This window comes from Pantoea sp. LS15, assembly GCF_012241585.1.
Lineage (GTDB): Bacteria > Pseudomonadota > Gammaproteobacteria > Enterobacterales > Enterobacteriaceae > Enterobacter.
Genome location: NZ_JAAVXA010000013.1, coordinates 52,274 through 74,294, shown reverse-complemented (window position 1 = coordinate 74,294; position 22,021 = coordinate 52,274). Strand labels below are relative to the sequence as shown.

20 protein-coding genes are annotated in these 22,021 nt (G+C 54.0%); 16 read left to right on the top strand and 4 right to left on the bottom strand.

All coding sequences use genetic code 11. The features are described 5' to 3' along the window. Window positions 1-76: 76 nt before the first annotated feature. The 3 genes from gntR (at window position 77) to gntU (ending at window position 3,070) form a co-directional block, all read left to right on the top strand. Entirely contained in the window at window positions 77-1,072 is a 996-nt protein-coding gene (gntR, locus tag HED65_RS17590) for a gluconate operon transcriptional repressor GntR (protein WP_114979549.1), read from the top strand. Between the two features lie 126 nt (window positions 1,073-1,198). Continuing rightward, window positions 1,199-1,726, top strand: a complete 528-nt coding sequence (gene gntK / locus HED65_RS17585; protein ID WP_114979548.1) for a gluconokinase — start codon at window positions 1,199-1,201, stop codon at window positions 1,724-1,726. A gap of 3 nt (window positions 1,727-1,729) precedes the next feature. Then, window positions 1,730-3,070, top strand: a complete 1,341-nt coding sequence (gene gntU / locus HED65_RS17580; protein WP_114979547.1) for a gluconate transporter — start codon at window positions 1,730-1,732, stop codon at window positions 3,068-3,070. 117 nt (window positions 3,071-3,187) lie between these two features. Here gntU and plsB read toward each other — a convergent pair whose 3' ends face one another. After that, on the bottom strand, window positions 3,188-5,608 hold the full coding sequence (plsB, locus tag HED65_RS17575) for a glycerol-3-phosphate 1-O-acyltransferase PlsB (RefSeq protein WP_114979546.1): 2,421 nt from the start codon (window positions 5,606-5,608) through the stop codon (window positions 3,188-3,190). A 154-nt stretch (window positions 5,609-5,762) separates the two neighbouring features. Here plsB and HED65_RS17570 point away from each other — a divergent pair, with 154 nt between their 5' ends. The 4 genes from HED65_RS17570 to HED65_RS17555 all read left to right on the top strand — a co-directional run bounded on the left by HED65_RS17570 (window position 5,763) and on the right by HED65_RS17555 (window position 8,578). After that, window positions 5,763-6,131 carry a diacylglycerol kinase gene (locus HED65_RS17570; RefSeq protein ID WP_023334158.1) on the top strand — a complete coding sequence of 123 codons (369 nt, stop codon included), beginning with the start codon at window positions 5,763-5,765 and terminating at the stop codon, window positions 6,129-6,131. 108 nt (window positions 6,132-6,239) lie between these two features. Further along, window positions 6,240-6,848 (top strand): transcriptional repressor LexA, encoded by a 609-nt coding sequence (gene lexA, locus HED65_RS17565; RefSeq protein ID WP_025757830.1) that lies wholly within the window; start codon window positions 6,240-6,242, stop codon window positions 6,846-6,848. A gap of 63 nt (window positions 6,849-6,911) precedes the next feature. Next, entirely contained in the window at window positions 6,912-8,249 is a 1,338-nt protein-coding gene (dinF, locus tag HED65_RS17560; protein WP_114979545.1) for an MATE family efflux transporter DinF, read from the top strand. Window positions 8,250-8,368: 119 nt separating this feature from the next. Next, the gene (locus HED65_RS17555) at window positions 8,369-8,578 is read left to right on the top strand and encodes a CsbD family protein (RefSeq protein WP_028017939.1); all 210 of its coding nucleotides are present in this window, start codon (window positions 8,369-8,371) and stop codon (window positions 8,576-8,578) included. A 66-nt stretch (window positions 8,579-8,644) separates the two neighbouring features. Here the strand turns inward: HED65_RS17555 and zur are convergent, their stop codons facing one another. Beyond that, window positions 8,645-9,157, bottom strand: coding sequence for a zinc uptake transcriptional repressor Zur (gene zur / locus HED65_RS17550; protein WP_028017938.1), 513 nt, complete (start codon window positions 9,155-9,157; stop codon window positions 8,645-8,647). 115 nt (window positions 9,158-9,272) lie between these two features. On the opposite strand from zur, the gene HED65_RS17545 reads away from it, so the two are divergent. From HED65_RS17545 to pspG, 4 genes are all read left to right on the top strand, one after another. Continuing rightward, entirely contained in the window at window positions 9,273-9,761 is a 489-nt protein-coding gene (locus HED65_RS17545) for a cupin domain-containing protein (protein WP_114979544.1), read from the top strand. Between the two features lie 170 nt (window positions 9,762-9,931). Then, on the top strand, window positions 9,932-11,179 hold the full coding sequence (locus HED65_RS17540) for a conjugal transfer protein TraF (protein WP_114979543.1): 1,248 nt from the start codon (window positions 9,932-9,934) through the stop codon (window positions 11,177-11,179). A gap of 81 nt (window positions 11,180-11,260) precedes the next feature. Beyond that, complete coding sequence (gene dusA, locus HED65_RS17535) at window positions 11,261-12,256, top strand: tRNA dihydrouridine(20/20a) synthase DusA (RefSeq protein WP_114979542.1); 996 nt, start codon at window positions 11,261-11,263, stop codon at window positions 12,254-12,256. 136 nt (window positions 12,257-12,392) lie between these two features. Then, entirely contained in the window at window positions 12,393-12,635 is a 243-nt protein-coding gene (gene pspG, locus HED65_RS17530) for an envelope stress response protein PspG (RefSeq protein ID WP_114979541.1), read from the top strand. Between the two features lie 184 nt (window positions 12,636-12,819). Here pspG and HED65_RS17525 read toward each other — a convergent pair whose 3' ends face one another. Beyond that, window positions 12,820-13,803: a quinone oxidoreductase gene (locus HED65_RS17525; protein ID WP_114979540.1), complete on the bottom strand. Its 984-nt coding sequence runs from the start codon at window positions 13,801-13,803 to the stop codon at window positions 12,820-12,822. A 66-nt stretch (window positions 13,804-13,869) separates the two neighbouring features. Between HED65_RS17525 and dnaB the strand changes: the two genes are divergently transcribed. The 5 genes from dnaB to HED65_RS17500 all read left to right on the top strand — a co-directional run bounded on the left by dnaB (window position 13,870) and on the right by HED65_RS17500 (window position 19,050). After that, window positions 13,870-15,282 (top strand): replicative DNA helicase, encoded by a 1,413-nt coding sequence (gene dnaB / locus HED65_RS17520; protein ID WP_025757838.1) that lies wholly within the window; start codon window positions 13,870-13,872, stop codon window positions 15,280-15,282. A gap of 16 nt (window positions 15,283-15,298) precedes the next feature. Further along, on the top strand, window positions 15,299-16,378 hold the full coding sequence (alr, locus tag HED65_RS17515; RefSeq protein WP_114979539.1) for an alanine racemase: 1,080 nt from the start codon (window positions 15,299-15,301) through the stop codon (window positions 16,376-16,378). Window positions 16,379-16,497: 119 nt separating this feature from the next. After that, complete coding sequence (gene tyrB, locus HED65_RS17510; protein WP_114979538.1) at window positions 16,498-17,691, top strand: aromatic amino acid transaminase; 1,194 nt, start codon at window positions 16,498-16,500, stop codon at window positions 17,689-17,691. A 175-nt stretch (window positions 17,692-17,866) separates the two neighbouring features. Then, on the top strand, window positions 17,867-18,580 hold the full coding sequence (gene aphA / locus HED65_RS17505; protein ID WP_028017930.1) for an acid phosphatase AphA: 714 nt from the start codon (window positions 17,867-17,869) through the stop codon (window positions 18,578-18,580). A gap of 116 nt (window positions 18,581-18,696) precedes the next feature. Next, on the top strand, window positions 18,697-19,050 hold the full coding sequence (locus tag HED65_RS17500) for an MmcQ/YjbR family DNA-binding protein (RefSeq protein WP_028017929.1): 354 nt from the start codon (window positions 18,697-18,699) through the stop codon (window positions 19,048-19,050). A 3-nt stretch (window positions 19,051-19,053) separates the two neighbouring features. Here the strand turns inward: HED65_RS17500 and uvrA are convergent, their stop codons facing one another. Continuing rightward, on the bottom strand, window positions 19,054-21,876 hold the full coding sequence (uvrA, locus tag HED65_RS17495) for an excinuclease ABC subunit UvrA (RefSeq protein WP_114979537.1): 2,823 nt from the start codon (window positions 21,874-21,876) through the stop codon (window positions 19,054-19,056). Window positions 21,877-22,021: the final 145 nt, after the last annotated feature.

Sequence of the window (22,021 nt, the reverse complement as noted above, 5' to 3'; positions counted from 1 at the left end):
TCCCTCTGACAGGGGAAGGTTGGGCTTTGTCCGTGATAAACTGAGCAAATCTCTCACTTCAAGATTTCTCAGGACGATGAAAAAGAAACGCCCCGTACTTCAGGATGTCGCCGACCGCGTTGGTGTGACCAAAATGACGGTCAGCCGATTTTTACGTAACCCGGAGCAGGTTTCCGTGGCGCTGCGTGGCAAGATTGCCGCGGCTCTTGATGAACTGGGGTATATCCCTAACCGCGCACCCGATATTCTCTCCAATGCGACCAGTCGTGCGGTGGGCGTCCTGCTTCCCTCTTTAACCAACCAGGTTTTCGCCGAAGTGCTGCGCGGAATTGAAAGTGTGACCGATGCGTTTGGTTATCAGACCATGCTTGCGCACTACGGGTACAAGCCGGAGCTGGAAGAGGAACGTCTTGAGTCCATGCTTTCCTGGAACATCGACGGCCTGATCTTAACGGAACGTACCCACACGCCGCGCACGCTGAAGATGATTGAAGTGGCGGGCATTCCGGTGGTGGAGCTGATGGACAGCCAGTCCCCATGCCTCGATATCGCCGTGGGTTTTGATAACTTCGAAGCGGCACGTCAGATGACGGCGGCGATTATCGCGCGCGGTCATCGTCACATCGCCTATCTGGGAGCGCGTCTTGATGAACGTACTATCATCAAACAGAAGGGATACGAGCAGGCGATGCTCGACGCGAACTTAGTCCCGTACAGCGTGATGGTGGAGCAGTCCTCTTCCTATACGTCGGGTATTGAGCTGATGCGTCAGGCGCGGCGCGAGTATCCGCAACTGGACGGTATTTTCTGTACCAACGATGACCTTGCTGTCGGTGCAGCGTTCGAATGTCAGCGTCTGGGACTTTCCATCCCGCGTGATATGGCGATTGCCGGTTTCCACGGCCACGATATCGGCCAGGTCATGGAGCCGCGTCTGGCGAGCGTCCTGACACCGCGTGAACGTATGGGCCGTATTGGCGCAGAACGCCTGCTGGCGCGCATTCGTGGCGAGACGGTTACCCCTAAAATGTTAGATTTAGGTTTCACCTTGTCACCGGGTGGATCTATTTGAGCTGACAAATTTGAACTAGCTCACACTTATTCACTTCTCGCACGTTTGGATATTGCTTCTATTTTGCCCCAGCAGGACAATGTTACCGATAACTGTTACCCGTAACAATTGACTGAGGGACACCCTTTGAGCACGACTAATCATGATCACCACGTCTACGTCCTGATGGGCGTTTCCGGTAGCGGGAAATCAGCCGTGGCCAGCGAAGTGGCGCATCAACTCCAGGCTGCGTTTCTTGATGGTGACTTCCTCCATCCGCGCAGCAATATCATGAAAATGGCCTCTGGCGAGCCGCTGAACGACGACGACCGCAAACCGTGGTTGCAGGCGTTGAATGACGCCGCGTTCGCGATGCAGCGCACCAACAAAGTTTCCCTTATCGTTTGCTCCGCGCTGAAAAAAACCTACCGCGACCTGCTGCGTGACGGCAACCCGAACCTCTCTTTCATCTACCTGAAAGGGGATTTTGAGGTGATTGAAAACCGTCTTAAGGCGCGTAAAGGTCACTTCTTCAAAACTCAGATGCTGGTGACGCAGTTCGAAGCGCTGCAGGAACCGGGTGAAGATGAGAAAGATGTCTTAGTGGTTGATATCGATCAGTCACTGGAAGGTGTTGTTGCCAGCACCATCGAGGTCATTAATAAAAGGCAGTAAGTTTTGAGTATATTAACGCTTGTTTTGACAGCAGTGGGTTCCGTGTTGCTGCTGCTGTTTTTAGTGATGAAGGCGCGTATGCACGCTTTCGTTGCTTTGATGGTGGTTTCTATTGGTGCAGGTCTCTTTTCTGGAATGCCGCTCGACAAAATCGCTGCGACAATGGAAAAAGGGATGGGCGGTACGCTGGGCTTCCTGGCGATTGTCGTCGCGCTTGGGGCAATGTTTGGCAAGATTTTACATGAGACAGGCGCTGTTGATCAGATAGCCGTCAAGATGCTGAAATCCTTCGGACATAACCGTGCGCATTATGCGATTGGCCTGGCCGGTCTGATTTGTGCGCTGCCGCTGTTCTTTGAAGTGGCGGTTGTGTTGCTGATTAGCGTGGCCTTCTCTATGGCGCGCCACACCGGGACTAACCTCGTGAAACTGGTTATCCCGCTGTTTGCGGGCGTGGCTGCGGCCGCTGCGTTCCTGCTGCCTGGGCCAGCACCGATGCTGCTGGCATCTCAGATGCACGCTGATTTCGGCTGGATGATTCTGATTGGCCTGTGTGCGGCAATCCCGGGGATGATTATTGCCGGTCCGCTGTGGGGCAACTTCATCAGCCGTTACGTTGAACTGCACATTCCGGATGACATCACCGAGCCGCACCTGGGCGAAGGTAAAATGCCTTCCTTCGGTTTCAGTCTGTCACTGATCCTGCTGCCGTTGGTGCTCGTTGGGCTGAAAACCATTGCCGCGCGCTTTGTGCCGGTGGGTTCCAGCGCGTACGAATGGTTTGAGTTTATTGGCCATCCGTTCACGGCGATCCTGGTGGCGTGTCTGGTGGCGATTTATGGCCTGGCGATGCGTCAGGGCATGCCAAAAGATAAAGTAATGGAAATCTGCGGTCATGCGCTGCAACCAGCCGGCATTATTCTGTTGGTGATTGGTGCGGGCGGGGTGTTCAAGCAGGTTCTGGTTGATTCCGGCGTGGGTCCAGCTCTGGGTGAAGCGCTGACTGGAATGGGCCTGCCGATTGCGGTGACCTGCTTCGTGCTGGCGGCTGCAGTGCGTATTATCCAGGGTTCGGCGACTGTCGCGTGCTTAACCGCCGTGGGGCTGGTAATGCCGGTGATTGAACAGCTGCATTACTCCGGTGCGCAAATGGCTGCGCTGTCTATCTGTATTGCGGGCGGGTCTATCGTGGTTTCTCACGTGAATGACGCAGGCTTCTGGCTGTTCGGTAAATTTACCGGTGCCACCGAAGCACAGACGCTGAAAACCTGGACGCTGATGGAAACCATCCTCGGTACGACAGGCGCAATTGTCGGGATGATTGCCTTTACGCTGCTGAGCTAAATGCGGTGATGTGGCAAGGCTAAAAATAAGGCCCGGTAGCGTTAAAGCTTACCGGGCCTTAATCATTCTGCGAATGACAGGCCGGGAAGAGTGAAAACTCCGCCCGGCTTTTTATTATCACTCGCCCTGCGTTGAACTCTCAATCGTCAGACGCACATCAGACGTAATCAGTTCAGCCAGCATCTGGTAGACCTTCAGCGTCTCTTCCGGCTCGGCATCACCCGTATCACTGATAAAGCCTTCATCACGCAGCGTCAGAACCAGTGAACTGAAGACCGCTTTGTCGAAGAATTCAGGAGCGTTAATACCGTGCAGAACGGACAGGCGCTGTGCCAGCGTCCGGCTCTCTTTCTCCAGCGTTCCACGGTTGATAGACGGGTTCGCACTGAGCAACCAGAATGTAATGGCATAACGTTGCAGCGTTTCACGTGCACCGGCCGCCAGCAGTTGCAGGGTACGGGAACGTGACGGATTGATGTGCAGCTCGTCGTTCACAACGGTGATCAGCCCCTGACGACGCAGTTCTTCCGTCAGTTTATCCAGCTCGCCAGCCAGCTCATCCTTGCTCCAGCGCAAGAACAGCTCCGCTTTCAGCATCGGGTAGAGCGTGTCAACGTGACGCAACAGCTCCTGACGTGAAATGCGACGATGCTGGGTGATGATAGCTGCCATGAGTGACGGAAGCATCAGCATATGGGCAATATTGTTGCGATAGTACGTCATCAGCACGGCCTGCTCGCGCGGCAGAATGACGATGTCGCCGATCGTGTCTTTTTCGACTTCAAACTTGTTCATCTGCAAAGCGTGATCAATAAGCTCACTGGCGCTCGCAGAAGGTGCCGTCGAGTCAACCGAGTACGGGACGTTACGCATCATATCGAGATAACAATCCAGCTGCTCTGTCAGTTGTTCGCGAGTCAGCGAGCGCTGACGAGACGCCAGAAGCGCGGTACAACACAGGTTCATGGCGTTAGCCGCACCAGCGTTGTTAATGCGCACCATCAGCTCAGACGCGATGCCGTTGACCGTTGGCGTCAGCCAGGCTGGACGAACGGCTTCGATAGGGTCGATAGACTCGCGCCACTCCGGAACGTGATGGTTCAAGTACGTCATCAGCGGCATCGGCTCGCCAAAGTTCACATAGCCCTGGCCGAGATTACGGAGCTTGCTCAAACCGCGCAGCATTTGCGGCAGGCTCTCTTTCTCTTTGGTTGCACCACGCAGCTCTTTAGCGTAAGTCCCCACCTCCATCACATGCTCATAGCCGATGTAGATTGGTACCAGTGTGATTGGACGGGTTCCTCCGCGCAGCATGGCCTGAATGGTCATGGACAGCGTGCCGGTCTTCGGATCGAGCAGACGTCCGGTACGGGAGCGGCCACCTTCCACAAAGTACTCAACGGAATAACCGCGGCTGAACAACTCACCCAGATACTCGCGGAACACCGTGGAGTAGAGTTTGTTGCCCTTAAAGGTACGACGAATAAAGAATGCACCCAGACGGCGGAAAATCGGGCCAGCTGGCCAGAAATTCAGGTTGATGCCGGCAGCGATATGCGGCGGTACCAGCCCCTGGTGATAGAGCACATAGGAGAGAAGCAGGTAGTCCATGTGGCTGCGGTGGCAGGGGACATAGACAATTTCATGGCCATCGTGCGCCAGTTGGCGTACACGCTCGGCGTTATGGACGTTGATGCCCTGATAGAGACGGTTCCAGGTAAAGCTGAGAATACGATCGGACAGGCGAATCATCTCGTAAGAGAAGTTCGCTGCAATCTCTTCCATCAGTGCAATGGCGTTCTGCTGGGCTTTCTCATGCGAAATCTTCTTGCTGCGTGCTTCGTCTTCAACGGCACGGGCAATCGCTTTGGAGGCCAACAGCTTGTTGAACAGATCCTGACGCGCCGGGAGACGCGGCCCAACGGCAGCGAGGCGCTGACGGGCGAAGTGCATACGCGCTACGCGCGCCAGTTTTTGCGCGATGATCTTGTCGGTGCCATGCTCGTCCGCCATACGACGCAGCGAAACGGAAGGGGAGAAGCGCACAAAGCTGTCGCGTCCCAGCCAGGAGACCGCGAAGAACTTCTGGATGCCGTTAAGCATGCGCAGCGGTGGATTCTCTTCACCTTTTTCACGACCCGGGCGACGACCAAACATCACCGATACTGGCACCATCTGCACATCCAGATCAGGATTGCTGCGGTGCAGGTCGAGATAGTCATGGAACAGCTTGATGGACTCTTCTTTCGGCGTGTAATAGGTAAACACGCGCGGTCCACCGTGAATGAACACGTAGCGCGGCAGCAGCGTACCGTCAACTTCAAGCGGTTCAAGCGGGTCAGGTAAGTCATGCGCCAGGCATTGGGCGCGAAGCGTCAGTAAGTCTGCCTTCGAGTTATAAGGCAAAACGTACATAATGGGGCGCGACGTATCGAGCCCTAATTCCAGCGCGGGTTCTGCTGGGATAGACTTGCTTTTTACCAGGATGCTTAATGGTAAATTAAGTAATTTGTAGTAAATTCGTGGCCAGCCGGACATAAACGATGTAAAGCCTCTGGTTAATAATGCAATTGCGGCGCAAGGATAACAGAAAGCGCGCAAAATTTCTGTTGTTACCCGTCATACTTCAGGCGGCAGCGAAACGCGCTGCCACTCTAGTTACTGACGCTATTTCCAATAAAAGGTTCTTTTAATGGCCAATAATACCACTGGGTTAACCCGAATCATCAAAGCCGCCGGCTATTCCTGGAAAGGTTTCCGTGCCGCGTGGATCAATGAAGCCGCCTTTCGCCAGGAGGGCGTCGCCGCTATCATCGCGGTGATTATCGCCTGTTTCCTTGATGTTGATGCAATAACACGCGTTCTTCTGATCGGCTCCGTACTGTTGGTGATGATAGTGGAAATTCTCAATAGCGCTATTGAGGCTGTTGTTGACCGGATTGGCTCAGATTTCCACGAGCTCTCTGGCCGGGCAAAAGACATGGGCTCCGCTGCCGTGTTGCTGGCGATTATTACTGCGGTCATTACCTGGGTCACGCTGCTTTGGTCACATTTCCGATGAGCCTCGAGGAATAATTAAGTCCCTGGTTTTTTGTGCAGTTTTTGGTTCCAAAATCGCCTTTGACTGTATATACTCACAGCATAACTGTATATACACCCAGGGGGCGGAATGAAAGCGTTAACGACCAGGCAGCAAGAGGTGTTTGATCTCATCCGGGATCATATCGGCCAGACGGGTATGCCACCCACGCGTGCGGAAATCGCTCAGCGTCTGGGCTTCCGTTCTCCGAATGCTGCCGAAGAACACCTGAAAGCGCTGGCGCGTAAGGGCGTGATTGAGATTGTTTCGGGCGCGTCACGCGGTATCCGCCTGCTGGTGGAAGAAGAGACGGGCATTCCGCTGGTGGGGCGTGTTGCGGCCGGTGAGCCTTTACTGGCACAGCAGCATATTGAAGGCCACTACCAGGTCGATCCGGGGATGTTTAAACCAAGCGCTGATTTCCTGCTGCGCGTAAGTGGCATGTCGATGAAAGACATCGGTATTCTTGACGGTGATCTGCTTGCGGTTCACAAAACGCAGGATGTGCGAAACGGCCAGGTTGTGGTCGCGCGTATTGATGACGAAGTCACTGTTAAGCGTCTGAAAAAACAGGGTAATACCGTACAGTTGCTGCCTGAAAACAGCGAATTCTCCCCGATTGTGGTGGATCTTCGCGAGCAGAACTTCTCTATCGAAGGGCTGGCAGTAGGGGTGATTCGCAACGGCGAATGGCTGTAATCTCTTCCTGACAGGCTACGGCGTTGCTGTAGCCTGATTCCTTTACCTCTCCCGGTATTTTTCATGTCACTGCTGACGGCATCAGATAAGGCATTGTGGCGTCTTGCACTGCCGATGATTTTTTCCAATATCACCGTGCCCCTGCTGGGTCTGGTAGATACTGCTGTTATTGGCCATCTGGATTCACCTGTTTATCTTGGCGGTGTGGCGATTGGCGCGACGGCAACCAGCTTCCTGTTTATGCTGCTGCTCTTTTTGCGCATGAGTACTACCGGGCTCACGGCACAGGCATATGGTGCCAGAGATCCGCTGCGTCTGGCGCGCGCGTTGGTGCAGCCGCTCATTCTGGCGCTTGGTGCGGGGGCATTAATTGTTGTATTGCGCTCGCCCCTGATTGACCTCGCGCTTCACATCGTTGGCGGTAACGAGGCGGTACTGGAGCAGGCGAGACGTTTCCTTGAAATCCGCTGGCTCAGTGCACCCGCATCACTGGCTAACCTGGTTCTGCTGGGGTGGTTACTCGGCGTGCAGTATGCCCGCGCCCCCGTCATTCTGCTGGTGGTGGGAAACCTGCTCAACATTGTGCTTGATGTCTGGCTGGTAATGGGTCTGCATATGAACGTGCAGGGGGCTGCACTGGCGACGGTAATTGCCGAATACGGGACTTTTATCATCGGCCTGTGGATGGTCTGGCGTGTGCTGGCGATGCGCGGGATCTCTCTTGCGCTATTAAAAAACGCATGGCGCGGCAATATCCGTAAGCTGCTGGCACTCAACCGTGACATTATGCTGCGTTCACTTCTCCTTCAGCTCTGTTTCGGCGCGCTGACGGTTTTCGGGGCTCGGCTGGGGCCAGACATCGTTGCGGTCAATGCCGTATTGATGACGCTGCTGACCTTTACCGCTTACGCGCTGGACGGCTTTGCCTATGCTGTGGAAGCGCATTCCGGGCAAGCGTACGGTGCGCGCAAAAGCGGGCAGCTTCAGGATGTCTGGCGGGCAGCCTGTCGTCAGTCGGGGTTGGTGGCGCTGGCATTTGGTCTGGTTTATGCCGTTTTTGGCGAGCAGATTATTGCGTTACTCACCTCACTTCCCACACTGCGTGAACTGGCGAGCCACTATCTCATCTGGCAGGTGATCTTACCGGTAGTCGGTGTCTGGTGTTATCTGCTGGACGGCATGTTTATTGGTGCGACGCGCGGGGCCGAAATGCGCAACAGTATGGCGGTGGCGGCAGCCGGGTTTGGTCTGATGCTGCTGACGCTTCCCTGGCTTGGCAATCACGGTTTGTGGCTGGCGTTGGCCGTTTTCCTCTTGTTGCGGGGGCTGTCTCTGGCCTTTATCTGGCGCCGTCACTGGCGAAACAACACCTGGTTTCCTTCCCGTCACGATATATCTTGATGGTTAAAGATTCCGAATATCAAAGTGGCGGCAGAATCCTTAACTACAATAATTATCACGTCCAGCAGAAAAGAACGTAACGGACGTTACGACCTAACGCTTAACATGAGGACACGATGATGAATAAAGACGAAATCAGCGGCAACTGGAAGCAGTTCAAAGGTAAAGCGAAAGAACAGTGGGGTAAGCTGACGGATGACGATATGACCGTCATTGAAGGTAAACGCGATCAGCTTGTCGGTAAAATCCAGGAGCGTTACGGCTACGCAAAAGACCAGGCGGAAAAGGAAGTCGGCGACTGGGAAAAACGCAACGACTACCGCTGGTAACCGGGTTATACCCGCAAGTACAAGGAAGTACACCCTGAGGGCGGCCATGAGCCGCCTTTTTCATTGCTAGCGAGGTTTTTTCTTCACAACAATTGTGTGGTCGTGCTGGCACTTGTCGTGATGGCTGCATGATTCCACTTCGACACAGGCAGAGCACAGCCCGTGTGCTTCAATAACGTTATGACGCAAGGCAAAGCCCATTTTGGCCGCCAGCGTATGCATAATGTCTTCAACACCTTCAGCCCCTTCTTCTTTCACCACGCCACAGCGGTCACAGATAAACATCGCCGATGTGTGGGTTGGCTGGTCAAACAGATGACACAGCACATAGCTGTTTGTGGATTCAACCTTATGCACGAAACCTTGTTCCAGCAGGAAATCCAGCGCGCGATAAACCGTAGGCGGTTTGGCCTGCGGCTCGCTTTCGCGGAGCAGGTCGAGCAGATCGTATGCGCTGATGGCTCCCTGTTGCAGACTCATCAGGCGTAATACCTCAAGGCGCTGCGGAGTCAGGCGCACATTGCGTTGCGCGCAGAGCTTTTCGGCCTGCGCTAACAGCTCTTTTGTGGACTTATCCATTTAGCACCCCGGATGTTATAGGACGGAAAACCCTCACTTTATCATGTTCTGCTAAAAACACCGAGATCCGCCTGTCTGTGCTATACCTGACGCATTGCAAACCGGGAAATTAACAATGAAAAGACCTGACTGTATTCGACACTGGCGCGATGTGGAAGGCGCTGATAACTCAACTTATCCCGACAGTGACGAGCGTTTTTCCATCGGTGCGCCGTTGGCTCGCAAGCTCGGGCTTGGGCGTATTGGCATCCATCATGAGCGTTTACCCCCCGGACGTCGGACATCCTATCCCCATGCGGAAAGTGACGAAGAAGAGTTCATTTATGTGCTTGAAGGATATCCTGAAGCCTGGATTAATGGCTATTTGTGGAAACTTGAACCTGGCGATAGCGTAGGGTTTCCCGCCGGAACGGGTATCTGCCATACCTTTATCAACAACACGGACGAAGAGGTTCGGCTCCTGGTGGTGGGCGAAGCCAACAAGAAGCACAACCGCATCTACTATCCGCTCAACCCAGTATATGCCGCCACGCGAGAGGATCGCTGGGTCGATCACCCGCCCCAGTTTTTCGGGCCGCATGATGGAAAACCTGGGAAAAAATAATTTCCTCTTCTATAAATATTGAGGACCGTCACAAATTACAACAGGTCTGGTTAGAATTTAACTTAAGGAAATGGCGGGTCTTTTTGTACTTATTCACAGCAATAGTTCGTACCTGTTTGGGTGATAACAGACAGGGGTTATTTCATAACAGACTATAAGACGAGCATACTGTGAAAAAACATTTTAAATTTTCGGTGGTTAGCATCGCTGTCTCCTTGTTTATGGCAAATCAGGCCGGAGCAGCCAATACCTGGACAGAAGCACGTAGCGATGCAATGGGAGGAACTGGGGTCGCGGCTGGGAGCTATGGCAGCGGGGTGTTAATCAACCCGGCGTTGCTTGCAAAGGCGAAACCTGACGATGGCATTACGGTGATCCTGCCCTCTATCGGTGCGCAAATTTCAGACAAAGACAATCTGCGCGATAAGATTGATGACATCAGTGATGATGTCAGCAACTATCGCAGTACCCTGGATAATATCAATCCTATCGATCTCCTTAATCCTTCCAGCGCTGCATCGCGACAGGTCTCTGCCGCCGCAGGTGACCTTGCCGATCAACTGGATTCACTGAAAGGGAAAACCGCCAGCGGTAAAGCCGGGGGTGGGATTGCTGTAAGTATTCCTAATGACGTGCTCTCAGTGGCCTTCGTGGCCAAAGCCAATGCACGTGCTCGCGTGAGCTCTTACATCGATCAGGGCGATATCGACAAATTGCGCGCGGTGGAAGCCGTTCCGGCGGCCGTATTTGGGGTTGACCCGAATGATTTGAAATCAAAGGGTTTTGGTCGTGCGGCAATCGTTTCAGACTATGGTGTGGCAGTAGCGCGTCAGTTTGATATCAGCGGCGTGCCTGTTTCCGTGGGTATCACTCCTAAGCTGCAACAGACCTGGCTCTATAACTACACGGTCTCGATCTACAACTTTGACAGTGGCGATATCAACAGCAGCCGCTATCGCAACGACGATACCGGGTTTAACGTTGATGCCGGCCTTGCTGCTGATTTCGGCGAAAACTGGACGGTGGGTTTGACCGGGAAAAACCTTTTCTCGCGCGATATCGATACCAAAGTAGTGGATGGTGTGCGTGATACTTATCAAATCAGCCCTGTCGTTACGGCGGGTGCGGCCTGGCATACCGATCTCCTGACGCTGACAGCGGATGGTGACCTGACCGAAACCAAAGGTTTTAAAAGCGAAGAGAACTCCCAATATGTTGGCGTGGGTGCGGAAGTGACGCCATTGGGCTGGCTGGCGGTTCGCGCAGGTTATCGTGCCGATGTGAAAGACAATGACAGCAATGTCTTTACCGCGGGTGTGGGGTTTGCACCGCTTAACACGGTTCATATCGACCTGATGGGTCTGTATGGTGAAGACGAAACCTGGGGTGCGGGGGCGCAACTGAGCATGACGTTCTAAAGTCCACCGGAGGCGCTGCGCCTCCGGCTTTTCTTTGTGCTATAGTAGCGCCCCTTTTCACCAGATGCTTAAAACTTCGCCATGTCGTCAGAATTACAGACTGCTTTCCCTGCACACCGTTTCTCCATTGCGCCAATGCTCGACTGGACGGACAGACACTGCCGCTACTTCCTGCGTCAGCTCTCCCGTCATACGTTGCTGTACACCGAAATGGTCACAACCGGTGCGATTATTCACGGTAAAGGAGACTATCTGGCTTACAGTGAAGAGGAGCACCCGGTTGCCCTGCAGCTTGGCGGTAGCGATCCGGCCGCGCTGGCGCACTGTGCGAAGCTGGCAGAAGAACGTGGTTACGATGAGATCAACCTGAACGTAGGCTGCCCGTCTGACCGCGTGCAAAACGGTATGTTTGGCGCGTGCCTGATGGGGAATGCACAACTGGTGGCAGACTGCATTAAGGCGATGCGCGATGTCGTCTCCATTCCGGTGACGGTCAAAACCCGTATCGGGATTGACGACCAGGACAGCTACGAATTCCTGTGTGATTTCATTAATACGGTATCCGGAAAAGGTGAGTGTGAGATGTTTATCATCCATGCACGTAAAGCCTGGCTCTCCGGCCTTAGCCCGAAAGAGAACCGTGAAATCCCGCCACTGGACTACCCGCGCGTGTATCAGCTGAAGCGTGACTTCCCGCACCTGACGATGTCAATCAACGGTGGCATCAAGTCGCTGGAAGAGGCCAAAGCGCATCTGGAACATATGGATGGCGTGATGGTCGGGCGCGAGGCGTATCAGAACCCGGGCATTCTGGCGACGGTCGATCGTGAAATCTACGGTGTAGAAGGCGCAGATACCGATCCGGTTGCGGTGGTACGTGCCATGTATCCGTACATTGAACGCGAGCTGAGCAACGGCACGTATCTCGGCCATATCACCCGCCACATGCTTGGTCTGTTCCAGGGGATTCCGGGCGCGCGTCAGTGGCGTCGTTACCTGAGCGAGAATGCGCATAAAGCCGGTGCCGACATCGAGGTGCTGGAACATGCGTTGAAGCTGGTGGCAGATAAGCGATAAATTTCGCTAAAAGATCGTCAAATTGACCACGCCCTGCAAATTTCTGCGGGGCGTTTTGCTTTTAGAACAAGGGGTTAGTTTTGGCATGCTTTTTGTAATGCTTACTGCATTACTCAGGAGCGTGTGGGAGAAAAACATGCTGGAACTACTTTTTGTGATTGGTTTTTTTGTCATGCTATTAGCCACAGGCGTTTCGCTGCTCGGCATTCTGGCCGCTATCGTTGTCGCCACGGTGGTGATGTTTATCGGTGGATTATTTGCCCTGATGATCAAGCTGTTGCCGTGGTTACTGCTGGCTATTGTGGTGGTGTGGGTGATACGGGCGATTAAAACGCCAAAAGTGTCCACTTATCAGCGTAATAACCGCTTTCGTTACTAAGGTATTGAGGGGTTCGTCACATACTTGTAACTTTTCTGGTGGCATTGCTTAGAACAGAATAGGATTTACTTATCGAATCTGTCACTATGACTGCCGCTAAAGAATTCATCGAGCTGTACCCTACATACAGCCGAACTAAAAAAAGAAAGGGCTTCCTCAGGGAAGCCCAATTTCTTTTCTGGATTCAGGGGATTAACAGACTTGAACCCTGCGTCACCCTGCTCTCAAGTACCTCATGCGCGCGTTGCGCATCGGCCAGCGGATATTTCTGCGCATCTGCCACATCCACTTTAATCACCCCACTGGCGATCAGCGAGAACAGCTCGTTACTGGCTTCCTCAAGCTCTTCCCGGTTAGTGATATAGCCTTGCAGGGAAGGGCGAGTCACATAAAGAGAACCTTTCTGGTTCAGAATGCCAAGGTTAACCCCGGTCACAGCGCCTGACGCATTACCGAAACTCACCATTAGCCCGCGGCGCTGCAGACAGTCCAGAGAGGCTTCCCAGGTATCTTTGCCTACCGAGTCATACACTACGCGCACTTTTTTGCCGTTAGTGATTTCTTTCAGCCGCTCGACAATGTTCTCTTCACGATAGTTAATCACCTGCCAGGCTCCCGCCTGCAAGGCACGCTGCGCTTTTTGCGCATTGCCCACGGTACCGATCAGTTTTGCCCCCAGCGCTTTTGCCCACTGACACGCGATCAGCCCCACACCACCCGCAGCGGCATGAAACAGGAACTGCTCGTCAGGTTTAATTTCGTAGGTTTTACGCAGCAGGTAGTAGACCGTAAGCCCTTTCAGAAATGAGGCTGCAGCTTGCTCAAAGGAGATGGCGTTGGGCAGCAGGGCGGCTTTATCCGCCGGGACGTTGTGGACGGAACTGTATGCTCCCAGAGCAGACTGCGCATACACCACGCGATCACCCTCTTTAAGATGCTTAACGGCATGGCCAGTTTTGATAACCACTCCTGCCGCTTCGGTACCCAGACCGCTTGGCAGTGACGGAGGCGGGTAGAGGCCTCCGCGAATATAGGTATCAATGTAGTTAATGCCTATGGCTTTGTTTTCAACCTGAACTTCGTTTTCGCCAGGTGCTACAGGGGTAAATTCCACCGCTTTCAGCACTTCTGGCCCACCGTGTTTCTGGAATTCAATGCGCGTTGCCATGCTCCCTCCGTAAGAAAAATATGGTAATCTTTCGACCCACTCTTTATCTCGGTAACTCCATTCACTATGGCAGGAAACAAACCCTTCAACAAACAGACTGAACCTCGCGAGCGTGATTACCAGGTCGCAGGATTAAAAGTCCCGCCGCACTCGATTGAAGCGGAACAGTCGGTGTTGGGCGGTTTAATGCTGGATAATGAACGCTGGGACGACGTCGCTGAGCGCGTGGTGTCTGAGGATTTCTACACCCGACCGCATCGTCATATCTTTACCGAAATGGCGCGTCTGCAGGAGTCGGGCAGCCCGATTGACCTGATCACACTTGCGGAATCGCTGGAGCGACAGGGACAACTGGACAGCGTCGGTGGGTTTGCCTACCTGGCAGAATTATCGAAAAATACACCAAGTGCGGCGAATATCAGTGCATACGCCGATATCGTGCGTGAACGTGCTGTAGTTCGTGAGATGATTTCGGTAGCGAATGAGATCGCCGAGGCTGGTTTTGATCCGCAGGGTCGCACCAGTGAAGATCTGCTCGATCTCGCCGAATCCCGGGTCTTTAAAATCGCGGAAAGCCGCGCAAATAAAGATGAAGGCCCGAAAAACATTGCTGATGTGCTCGACGCCACCGTCGCCCGTATCGAACAACTGTTCCAGCAGCCACATGACGGTGTGACCGGTGTGAACACCGGTTATGACGATCTCAATAAGAAAACCGCTGGCCTGCAGCCGTCGGATCTGATTATCGTCGCGGCGCGTCCGTCGATGGGTAAAACGACATTTGCGATGAACCTCGTCGAAAATGCAGCGATGTTGCAGGACAAGCCGGTACTGATTTTCAGTCTTGAGATGCCCTCCGAGCAGATTATGATGCGTTCCCTGGCGTCACTCTCGCGCGTGGATCAGACCCGCATTCGTACCGGTCAGCTGGATGACGAAGACTGGGCGCGGATCTCCGGCACCATGGGCATTCTGCTGGAAAAACGGAATATCTATATTGATGACTCCTCCGGCCTGACGCCGACGGAAGTCCGCTCCCGTGCGCGTCGTATCGCCCGTGAACACGGCGGCATCGGCCTTATCATGATCGACTACCTTCAGCTGATGCGCGTCCCGTCGCTCTCCGACAACCGTACGCTGGAAATTGCAGAGATTTCCCGCTCACTCAAGGCGTTAGCCAAAGAGCTGCACGTGCCCGTGGTGGCACTCTCACAGCTTAACCGCTCCCTGGAACAACGCGCCGACAAACGCCCGGTCAACTCCGACCTGCGTGAGTCTGGCTCCATCGAGCAGGATGCTGACTTAATCATGTTTATCTACCGTGATGAGGTTTATCACGAGAACAGCGACCTGAAAGGGATCGCCGAAATTATTATTGGTAAGCAACGTAACGGCCCAATCGGTACGGTACGTTTGACCTTTAACGGACAGTGGTCGCGTTTCGACAACTATGCCGGTCCTCAATATGATGATGAGTAATTTCTAAGGAATTCAAATGCAAGCGGCAACAGTAGTCATTAACCGCCGCGCTCTGCGACACAACCTGCAACGACTGCGCGAACTGGCTCCCGCCAGCAAGCTCGTTGCAGTCGTGAAAGCGAACGCTTACGGACACGGTCTCCTTGAGACCGCGCGAACGCTCCCCGATGCCGACGCCTTTGGCGTCGCCCGTCTTGAAGAGGCCATCCGCCTGCGCGCGGGTGGGATCACACAACCCATTTTACTGCTGGAAGGCTTTTTCGAAGCCACTGATTTACCCACTATTGCTGATCAGCACCTGCATACCGCCGTTCACAACGAAGAACAACTGACTGCGCTGGAAACCGCCGAGTTAAGTGAGCCAGTAACCGTGTGGATGAAGCTCGATACGGGTATGCACCGACTGGGTGTGCGTCCGGAAAACGCACAAGCGTTTTATCAGCGTTTATGCCAGTGCAAAAATGTGCGCCAGCCAGTGAACATCGTCAGTCACTTTGCTCGTGCTGATGAGCCTGAATGTGGTGCGACCGAACAACAGCTCGATATCTTTAATACCTTCTGCGAAGGTAAGCCGGGAATGCGCTCGATTGCCGCGTCTGGCGGTATTTTGCTGTGGCCGCAATCGCACTTCGACTGGGTGCGTCCGGGCATTATTCTTTACGGCGTATCGCCGCTGGAGAACAAACCCTGGGGGCCGGATTTTGGCTTCCAGCCAGTGATGTCATTGGTGTCTAACCTGATTGCCGTGCGTGAGCACAAAGCGGGTGAACCCGTGGGCTACGGGGGAACCTGGATCAGCGAGCGTGATACCCGGTTGGGCGTTGTGGCGATGGGCTATGGAGATGGTTATCCACGTGCCGCGCCGTCGGGTACGCCAGTGTTGGTTAATGGTCGCGAAGTGAAGATTGTTGGTCGCGTGGCGATGGACATGATTTGCGTCGATCTGGGGCCGGAAGCGCAGGAGAAAGCGGGTGACGCAGTGGTGATGTGGGGTGAAGGCTTGCCCGTCGAACGCATTGCTGAAATCACGAAAGTGAGTGCTTACGAACTTATCACACGCCTGACGTCGCGGGTAGCGATGAAGTACATAGATTAATCCATGGCTGGAGTGAGAGTGTTACTCTCACTCCACGTTTATTAACATCCCCTCGATCTTCTGCCATATCCGGTTTATTGTTGAAATCCCTGCCTCATCGAATTCCGGAGAACCATCGCGTGTTTCAGAAAGTTGACGCCTATGCCGGCGACCCTATTCTCTCCTTAATGGAGCGTTTCAAAGAAGATCCTCGCAGCGACAAAGTGAACCTCAGCATTGGTCTGTATTACAACGAGGATGGCATTATTCCTCAGTTGCAGGCGGTTGCAGAAGCCGAAGCACGCCTGAATGCTGTACCACATGGCGCATCGCTTTATCTGCCGATGGAAGGGTTAAATACTTACCGTAACACCATCGCGCCGCTGCTGTTTGGTGCCGATCATCCGGTGCTCGCGCAAAAACGTGTCGCCACCATCCAGACGCTTGGCGGGTCAGGTGCGCTGAAAGTCGGTGCAGACTTCCTGAAAAAATACTTCCCGGACTCCGGGGTATGGGTGAGTGATCCTACGTGGGAAAACCACGTGGCTATCTTTGAAGGCGCAGGTTTTAAGGTCGCGACTTATCCATGGTTCGACAGCGAAACCAACGGTGTGCGTGTAGAGGCACTGCTGGAAAAACTGCACACCCTGCCGGAGCGCAGTATTGTGCTACTGCATCCATGCTGTCATAACCCGACCGGTGCGGACCTCACTAATGACCAGTGGGATGCGGTAATTGAGGTACTGAAAGCGCGTAATCTGATCCCGTTCCTCGACATTGCCTATCAGGGCTTTGGCGCAGGCATGGAAGAGGATGCTTATGCAATCCGCGCCGTTGCCAGCGCAGGCCTGCCGGCACTGGTGAGTAACTCTTTCTCTAAAATCTTCTCTCTGTATGGCGAACGCGTCGGCGGTCTGTCCGTAGTGTGTGAAGATGCCGAAGCCGCAAGCCGTGTGCTGGGTCAACTGAAGGCGACGGTGCGCCGCATTTACTCCAGCCCACCAAACTTTGGTGCGCAGGTCGTCGCCACGGTTCTTGGTGATGAGCAACTGAAAGCATCCTGGCTTGCTGAAGTGGAATCAATGCGTACGCGCATTCTGGCGATGCGTCAGGAACTGGTTAACGTCCTGAAAAAGGCCGTGCCGGGCCATAACTTCGACTATCTGCTCAAGCAGCGCGGGATGTTCAGTTATACCGGCCTGAGTGCCGCTCAGGTTGATCGCCTGCGCGAAGAGTTTGGTGTCTACCTGATTGCCAGCGGCCGTATGTGCGTGGCGGGGCTGAATGCCAGCAATGTTCAGCGCGTGGCGCAGGCATTTGCTGCCGTGATGTAAGTAAGTGATCACATTCTCTCTTCTTTCTGAAGAGAGAATGTGATCTTTCTTCTTTTTTCGCTGATCCATAAGCAAAAACTCCTTTCCTTCGCTTCCCGCTGGGGTTATGGTCGGATAGTTTTTTGACCGTTCGCTCAAAATAAAACGATAACAAACTGAATATTCAGGGGAAAACATGCGCAAGATCACACTGGCGCTCAGCGCCGCCTGCTTATTGTTCTCGCTTAATAGTGCAGTCGTTGCGCGAGCTTCCGCACCGACACCGCTTTACACCGGAACCACCGCCGCCATCCTTGCCGAGCAGGCGCCTGTTCACTGGGTCTCTGTGGCACAAATCGAAAATAGTCTGATGGGGCGTCCGCCAATGGCTGTGGGCTTCGATATTGACGATACCGTCCTGTTCTCAAGCCCGGGTTTCTGGCGCGGCAAGAAAACATATTCACCAGACAGCGAAGACTATCTGAAGAACCCGGAGTTCTGGGAAAAAATGAACAACGGCTGGGATGAGTTCAGCATCCCGAAAGAGGTCGCCCGATCGCTTATTGCCATGCATGTTAAGCGCGGCGACAGCATTTACTTTGTTACCGGACGTAGTCAGACCAAAACGGAAACGGTATCCAAAACCTTGCAGGACGATTTTCTGATCCCTGCCGCTAACATGAATCCAGTCATTTTTGCGGGAGATAAACCCGGTCAGAACAGCAAAACGCAGTGGCTGGAGCAGAAAAATATCAAAGTGTTTTATGGCGATTCTGATAACGATATCACGGCCGCGCATGATGTGGGGGCCAGAGGGATCAGGGTGTTACGCGCCTCTAATTCGACCTATCGACCACTGCCAATGGCCGGGAAATTTGGTGAAGAGGTGATTGTTAATTCTGAATACTGAGGTATGCTGGTTTTTTGTACAAATCACGCCTGCCGGGTTTACCTTTTGTCGTCTTGCTGCACACTTAAAGAGGCAGGAACTCAGGTCGTGTCCAACCCATTTACAGGGGAGCTAAGATGACAATTTCGGAGATACTCCAGTACTGCATGAGTAAGCCCGGCGCTGAACAAAGCGTCCACAGCGACTGGAAAGCCACGCAGATCAAAGTGGGTGACGTGCTTTTTGCAATGGTGAAAGAGGTTGAAGGCCGTCCGGCGGCTGCACTGAAAACCAGCCCGGAACTGGCTGATTTATTACGCCAGCAGCACCATGACGTCCGACCGAGCCAGCATCTCAACAAGGCTCACTGGAGCACTGTCTACCTCGACGGCTCTCTGCCGGGCTCGCAAATTTACTATCTGGTGGATGCATCGTACAAGCAGGCAGTTGAACTGCTGCCGGAAACGACCCGACAGCAGCTCTCCGTGTGACAATTACAGCAATGGTTTAAGGAAGCGTGCGGTGTGCGAGGCTTCGCACTCTGCAACGGTCTCTGGCGTACCGGAGACGAGGATTTCACCGCCGCCGCTACCGCCTTCCGGGCCAAGATCGACAATCCAGTCAGCGGTTTTAATCACATCAAGGTTGTGCTCAATCACCACAATGGTGTTGCCCTGGTCTCTGAGCTGATGCAGTACGTCCAGCAACTGCTGGATATCGGCAAAGTGCAAACCTGTGGTGGGTTCATCCAGGATATAAAGCGTCTGGCCCGTGCCACGTTTGGAAAGCTCACGCGCCAGCTTCACGCGCTGGGCTTCACCACCCGAAAGCGTCGTTGCTGACTGACCGAGACGGATATAGGTCAGCCCTACATCCATTAACGTTTGCAGCTTACGCGCCAGCGCCGGGACGGCATCGAAGAACTCGCGTGCTTCTTCAATGGTCATATCCAGCACTTCATGGATAGTCTTGCCTTTGTACTTAATTTCAAGCGTTTCGCGGTTATAGCGTTTGCCTTTGCACTGGTCGCACGGCACGTAGATATCCGGCAGGAAGTGCATCTCAACTTTGATCACCCCATCGCCCTGGCACGCTTCACAGCGTCCGCCACGCACGTTGAAGCTGAAACGTCCTGGTGTATAGCCGCGTGAACGAGATTCCGGTACGCCAGCAAAGAGTTCACGTACAGGCGTAAAGACGCCAGTATAGGTCGCCGGGTTAGAACGTGGGGTACGGCCAATCGGGCTCTGGTCGATGTCGATAACCTTATCGAAATGCTCCAGCCCTTGAATATCGCGGTACGGTGCAGGTTCAGCAAGCGTTGCGCCGTTCAGCTCCGTCTGTGCTATCGGGAACAGCGTATCGTTGATCAGCGTTGATTTACCGGAACCGGACACGCCGGTGATGCAGGTAAACAGGCCAACCGGCAGCGTCAGGGTGACGTCTTTCAGGTTGTTGCCGCGTGCGCCAGTCAGCTTCAGCACTTTTTCCGGGTTCGCTGCCACGCGTTGTTTCGGCACGTCAATCTTGCGCTTGCCGCTCATATACTGGCCGGTCAGCGATTCAGGTACCGCCATGATATCTTTCAGCGTCCCTTCCGCGACCACCTGGCCGCCATGCACGCCTGCGCCTGGGCCAATGTCGATAACGTGGTCAGCGGCTCGAATCGCGTCTTCGTCATGCTCGACCACAATCACCGTGTTACCGAGGTTACGCAGGTGGATCAGCGTGCCGAGCAGGCGTTCGTTATCACGCTGGTGCAGGCCGATAGATGGCTCATCCAGGACGTACATCACGCCAACTAAACCCGCGCCGATTTGGCTGGCAAGACGGATACGCTGGGCTTCACCGCCGGAGAGCGTTTCAGCGGAGCGGGAAAGTGTCAGGTAGTTCAGTCCGACGTTCACCAGGAATTTCAAACGATCCCCGATCTCTTTCAGCACTTTCTCGGCGATTTTCGCGCGCTGTCCGGAGAGTTTCAGGTTGTTGAAGAAGTCCATCGCGTGGCCGATGCTCATGTCTGAGATGGTCGGCAGCGCCGTGTTTTCGACAAACACGTGGCGCGCTTCCCGACGCAGACGTGTACCGTCACAGGTGGCGCACGAGCGGTTGCTGATGAATTTTGCCAGTTCTTCGCGTACTGCGCTGGATTCGGTCTCTTTGTAGCGGCGCTCCATGTTGTGCAGCACCCCTTCAAACGGGTGGCGACGCACGGAGGTATCGCCGCGATCGTTCATGTACTTGAACTCGATGTTCTCTTTGCCGGAACCGAACAGAATCACTTTGTGCACACTCGGGCTCAGGCTGGCCCACGGGGCTTCAACATCGAACTTATAGTGCTCTGCCAGCGATTTCAGCATCTGGAAGTAGTAGAAGTTACGCTTGTCCCAGCCGCGAATGGCCCCGCCCGCCAGAGACAACTCCGGATTCTGGATCACTCGGTCCGGGTCGAAATACTGCTGAACGCCAAGGCCGTCACACGTCGGGCACGCGCCCGCCGGGTTGTTGAAGGAGAACAGGCGCGGTTCCAGCTCGCGCATGCTGTAGCCGCAAATCGGGCAGGCAAAGTTGGCGGAGAAGAGCAGCTCTTCTGCTTTTGGGTCGTCCATATCGGAGACCACGGCCGTGCCACCAGAGAGTTCCAGTGCCGTTTCAAAGGATTCCGCCAGACGTGTCGCGAGATCGTCACGTACTTTGAAGCGGTCAATCACCACTTCGATGGTGTGCTTTTTCTGCAGCTCCAGCTTGGGTGGGTCTGACAGGTCACATACTTCACCGTCGATACGAGCGCGGATATAACCCTGGCTTGCGAGGTTCTCCAGCGTTTTAGTGTGTTCACCTTTACGTTCTTTAATGATGGGTGCCAACAGCATCAGGCGTTTGCCTTCTGGCTGCGACAGCACGTTATCCACCATCTGGCTCACGGTCTGGGCCGCCAGCGGGACGTCGTGGTCCGGGCAGCGTGGCTCACCCACACGGGCATACAGCAGACGCAGGTAGTCGTGAATTTCGGTAATGGTACCGACCGTTGAACGCGGGTTATGCGAGGTAGACTTCTGCTCAATGGAGATGGCAGGGGACAACCCTTCAATATGGTCGACATCCGGTTTTTCCATCAGCGACAGGAACTGACGTGCGTACGCAGAGAGTGATTCAACGTAACGACGCTGTCCTTCGGCATATAAAGTGTCGAAAGCCAGTGAGGATTTGCCAGACCCCGAAAGCCCGGTCACGACGATGAGTTTGTCGCGAGGGATTATGAGGTTGATATTCTTGAGATTGTGGGTGCGGGCGCCCCGAACTTCGATCTTATCCATTCACCTTTCCCGGTTGGAACACGGATTGCCTGGTTTGTTTGAAGGACAAACGGCTGTCAGAAACGGCTAATTATGACACAATTTAACCTGTTTGAATATACAGTATTGGAATGCATTTTCCGATTGGCTATGTAACAATGTAGCG

Excerpts from the sequence above, each read along its gene's own strand:
- gntR (WP_114979549.1), top strand. The coding sequence starts at position 77 with ATGAAAAAGAAACGCCCCGTACTTCAGGATGTCGCCGACCGCGTTGGT.
- plsB (WP_114979546.1), bottom strand. The coding sequence starts at position 5,608 with ATGTCCGGCTGGCCACGAATTTACTACAAATTACTTAATTTACCATTA.
- HED65_RS17570 (WP_023334158.1), top strand. The coding sequence starts at position 5,763 with ATGGCCAATAATACCACTGGGTTAACCCGAATCATCAAAGCCGCCGGC.
- lexA (WP_025757830.1), top strand. The coding sequence starts at position 6,240 with ATGAAAGCGTTAACGACCAGGCAGCAAGAGGTGTTTGATCTCATCCGG.
- dinF (WP_114979545.1), top strand. The coding sequence starts at position 6,912 with ATGTCACTGCTGACGGCATCAGATAAGGCATTGTGGCGTCTTGCACTG.
- HED65_RS17555 (WP_028017939.1), top strand. The coding sequence starts at position 8,369 with ATGAATAAAGACGAAATCAGCGGCAACTGGAAGCAGTTCAAAGGTAAA.
- zur (WP_028017938.1), bottom strand. The coding sequence starts at position 9,157 with ATGGATAAGTCCACAAAAGAGCTGTTAGCGCAGGCCGAAAAGCTCTGC.
- HED65_RS17545 (WP_114979544.1), top strand. The coding sequence starts at position 9,273 with ATGAAAAGACCTGACTGTATTCGACACTGGCGCGATGTGGAAGGCGCT.
- dusA (WP_114979542.1), top strand. The coding sequence starts at position 11,261 with ATGTCGTCAGAATTACAGACTGCTTTCCCTGCACACCGTTTCTCCATT.
- pspG (WP_114979541.1), top strand. The coding sequence starts at position 12,393 with ATGCTGGAACTACTTTTTGTGATTGGTTTTTTTGTCATGCTATTAGCC.
- HED65_RS17525 (WP_114979540.1), bottom strand. The coding sequence starts at position 13,803 with ATGGCAACGCGCATTGAATTCCAGAAACACGGTGGGCCAGAAGTGCTG.
- dnaB (WP_025757838.1), top strand. The coding sequence starts at position 13,870 with ATGGCAGGAAACAAACCCTTCAACAAACAGACTGAACCTCGCGAGCGT.
- alr (WP_114979539.1), top strand. The coding sequence starts at position 15,299 with ATGCAAGCGGCAACAGTAGTCATTAACCGCCGCGCTCTGCGACACAAC.
- aphA (WP_028017930.1), top strand. The coding sequence starts at position 17,867 with ATGCGCAAGATCACACTGGCGCTCAGCGCCGCCTGCTTATTGTTCTCG.
- HED65_RS17500 (WP_028017929.1), top strand. The coding sequence starts at position 18,697 with ATGACAATTTCGGAGATACTCCAGTACTGCATGAGTAAGCCCGGCGCT.
- uvrA (WP_114979537.1), bottom strand. The coding sequence starts at position 21,876 with ATGGATAAGATCGAAGTTCGGGGCGCCCGCACCCACAATCTCAAGAAT.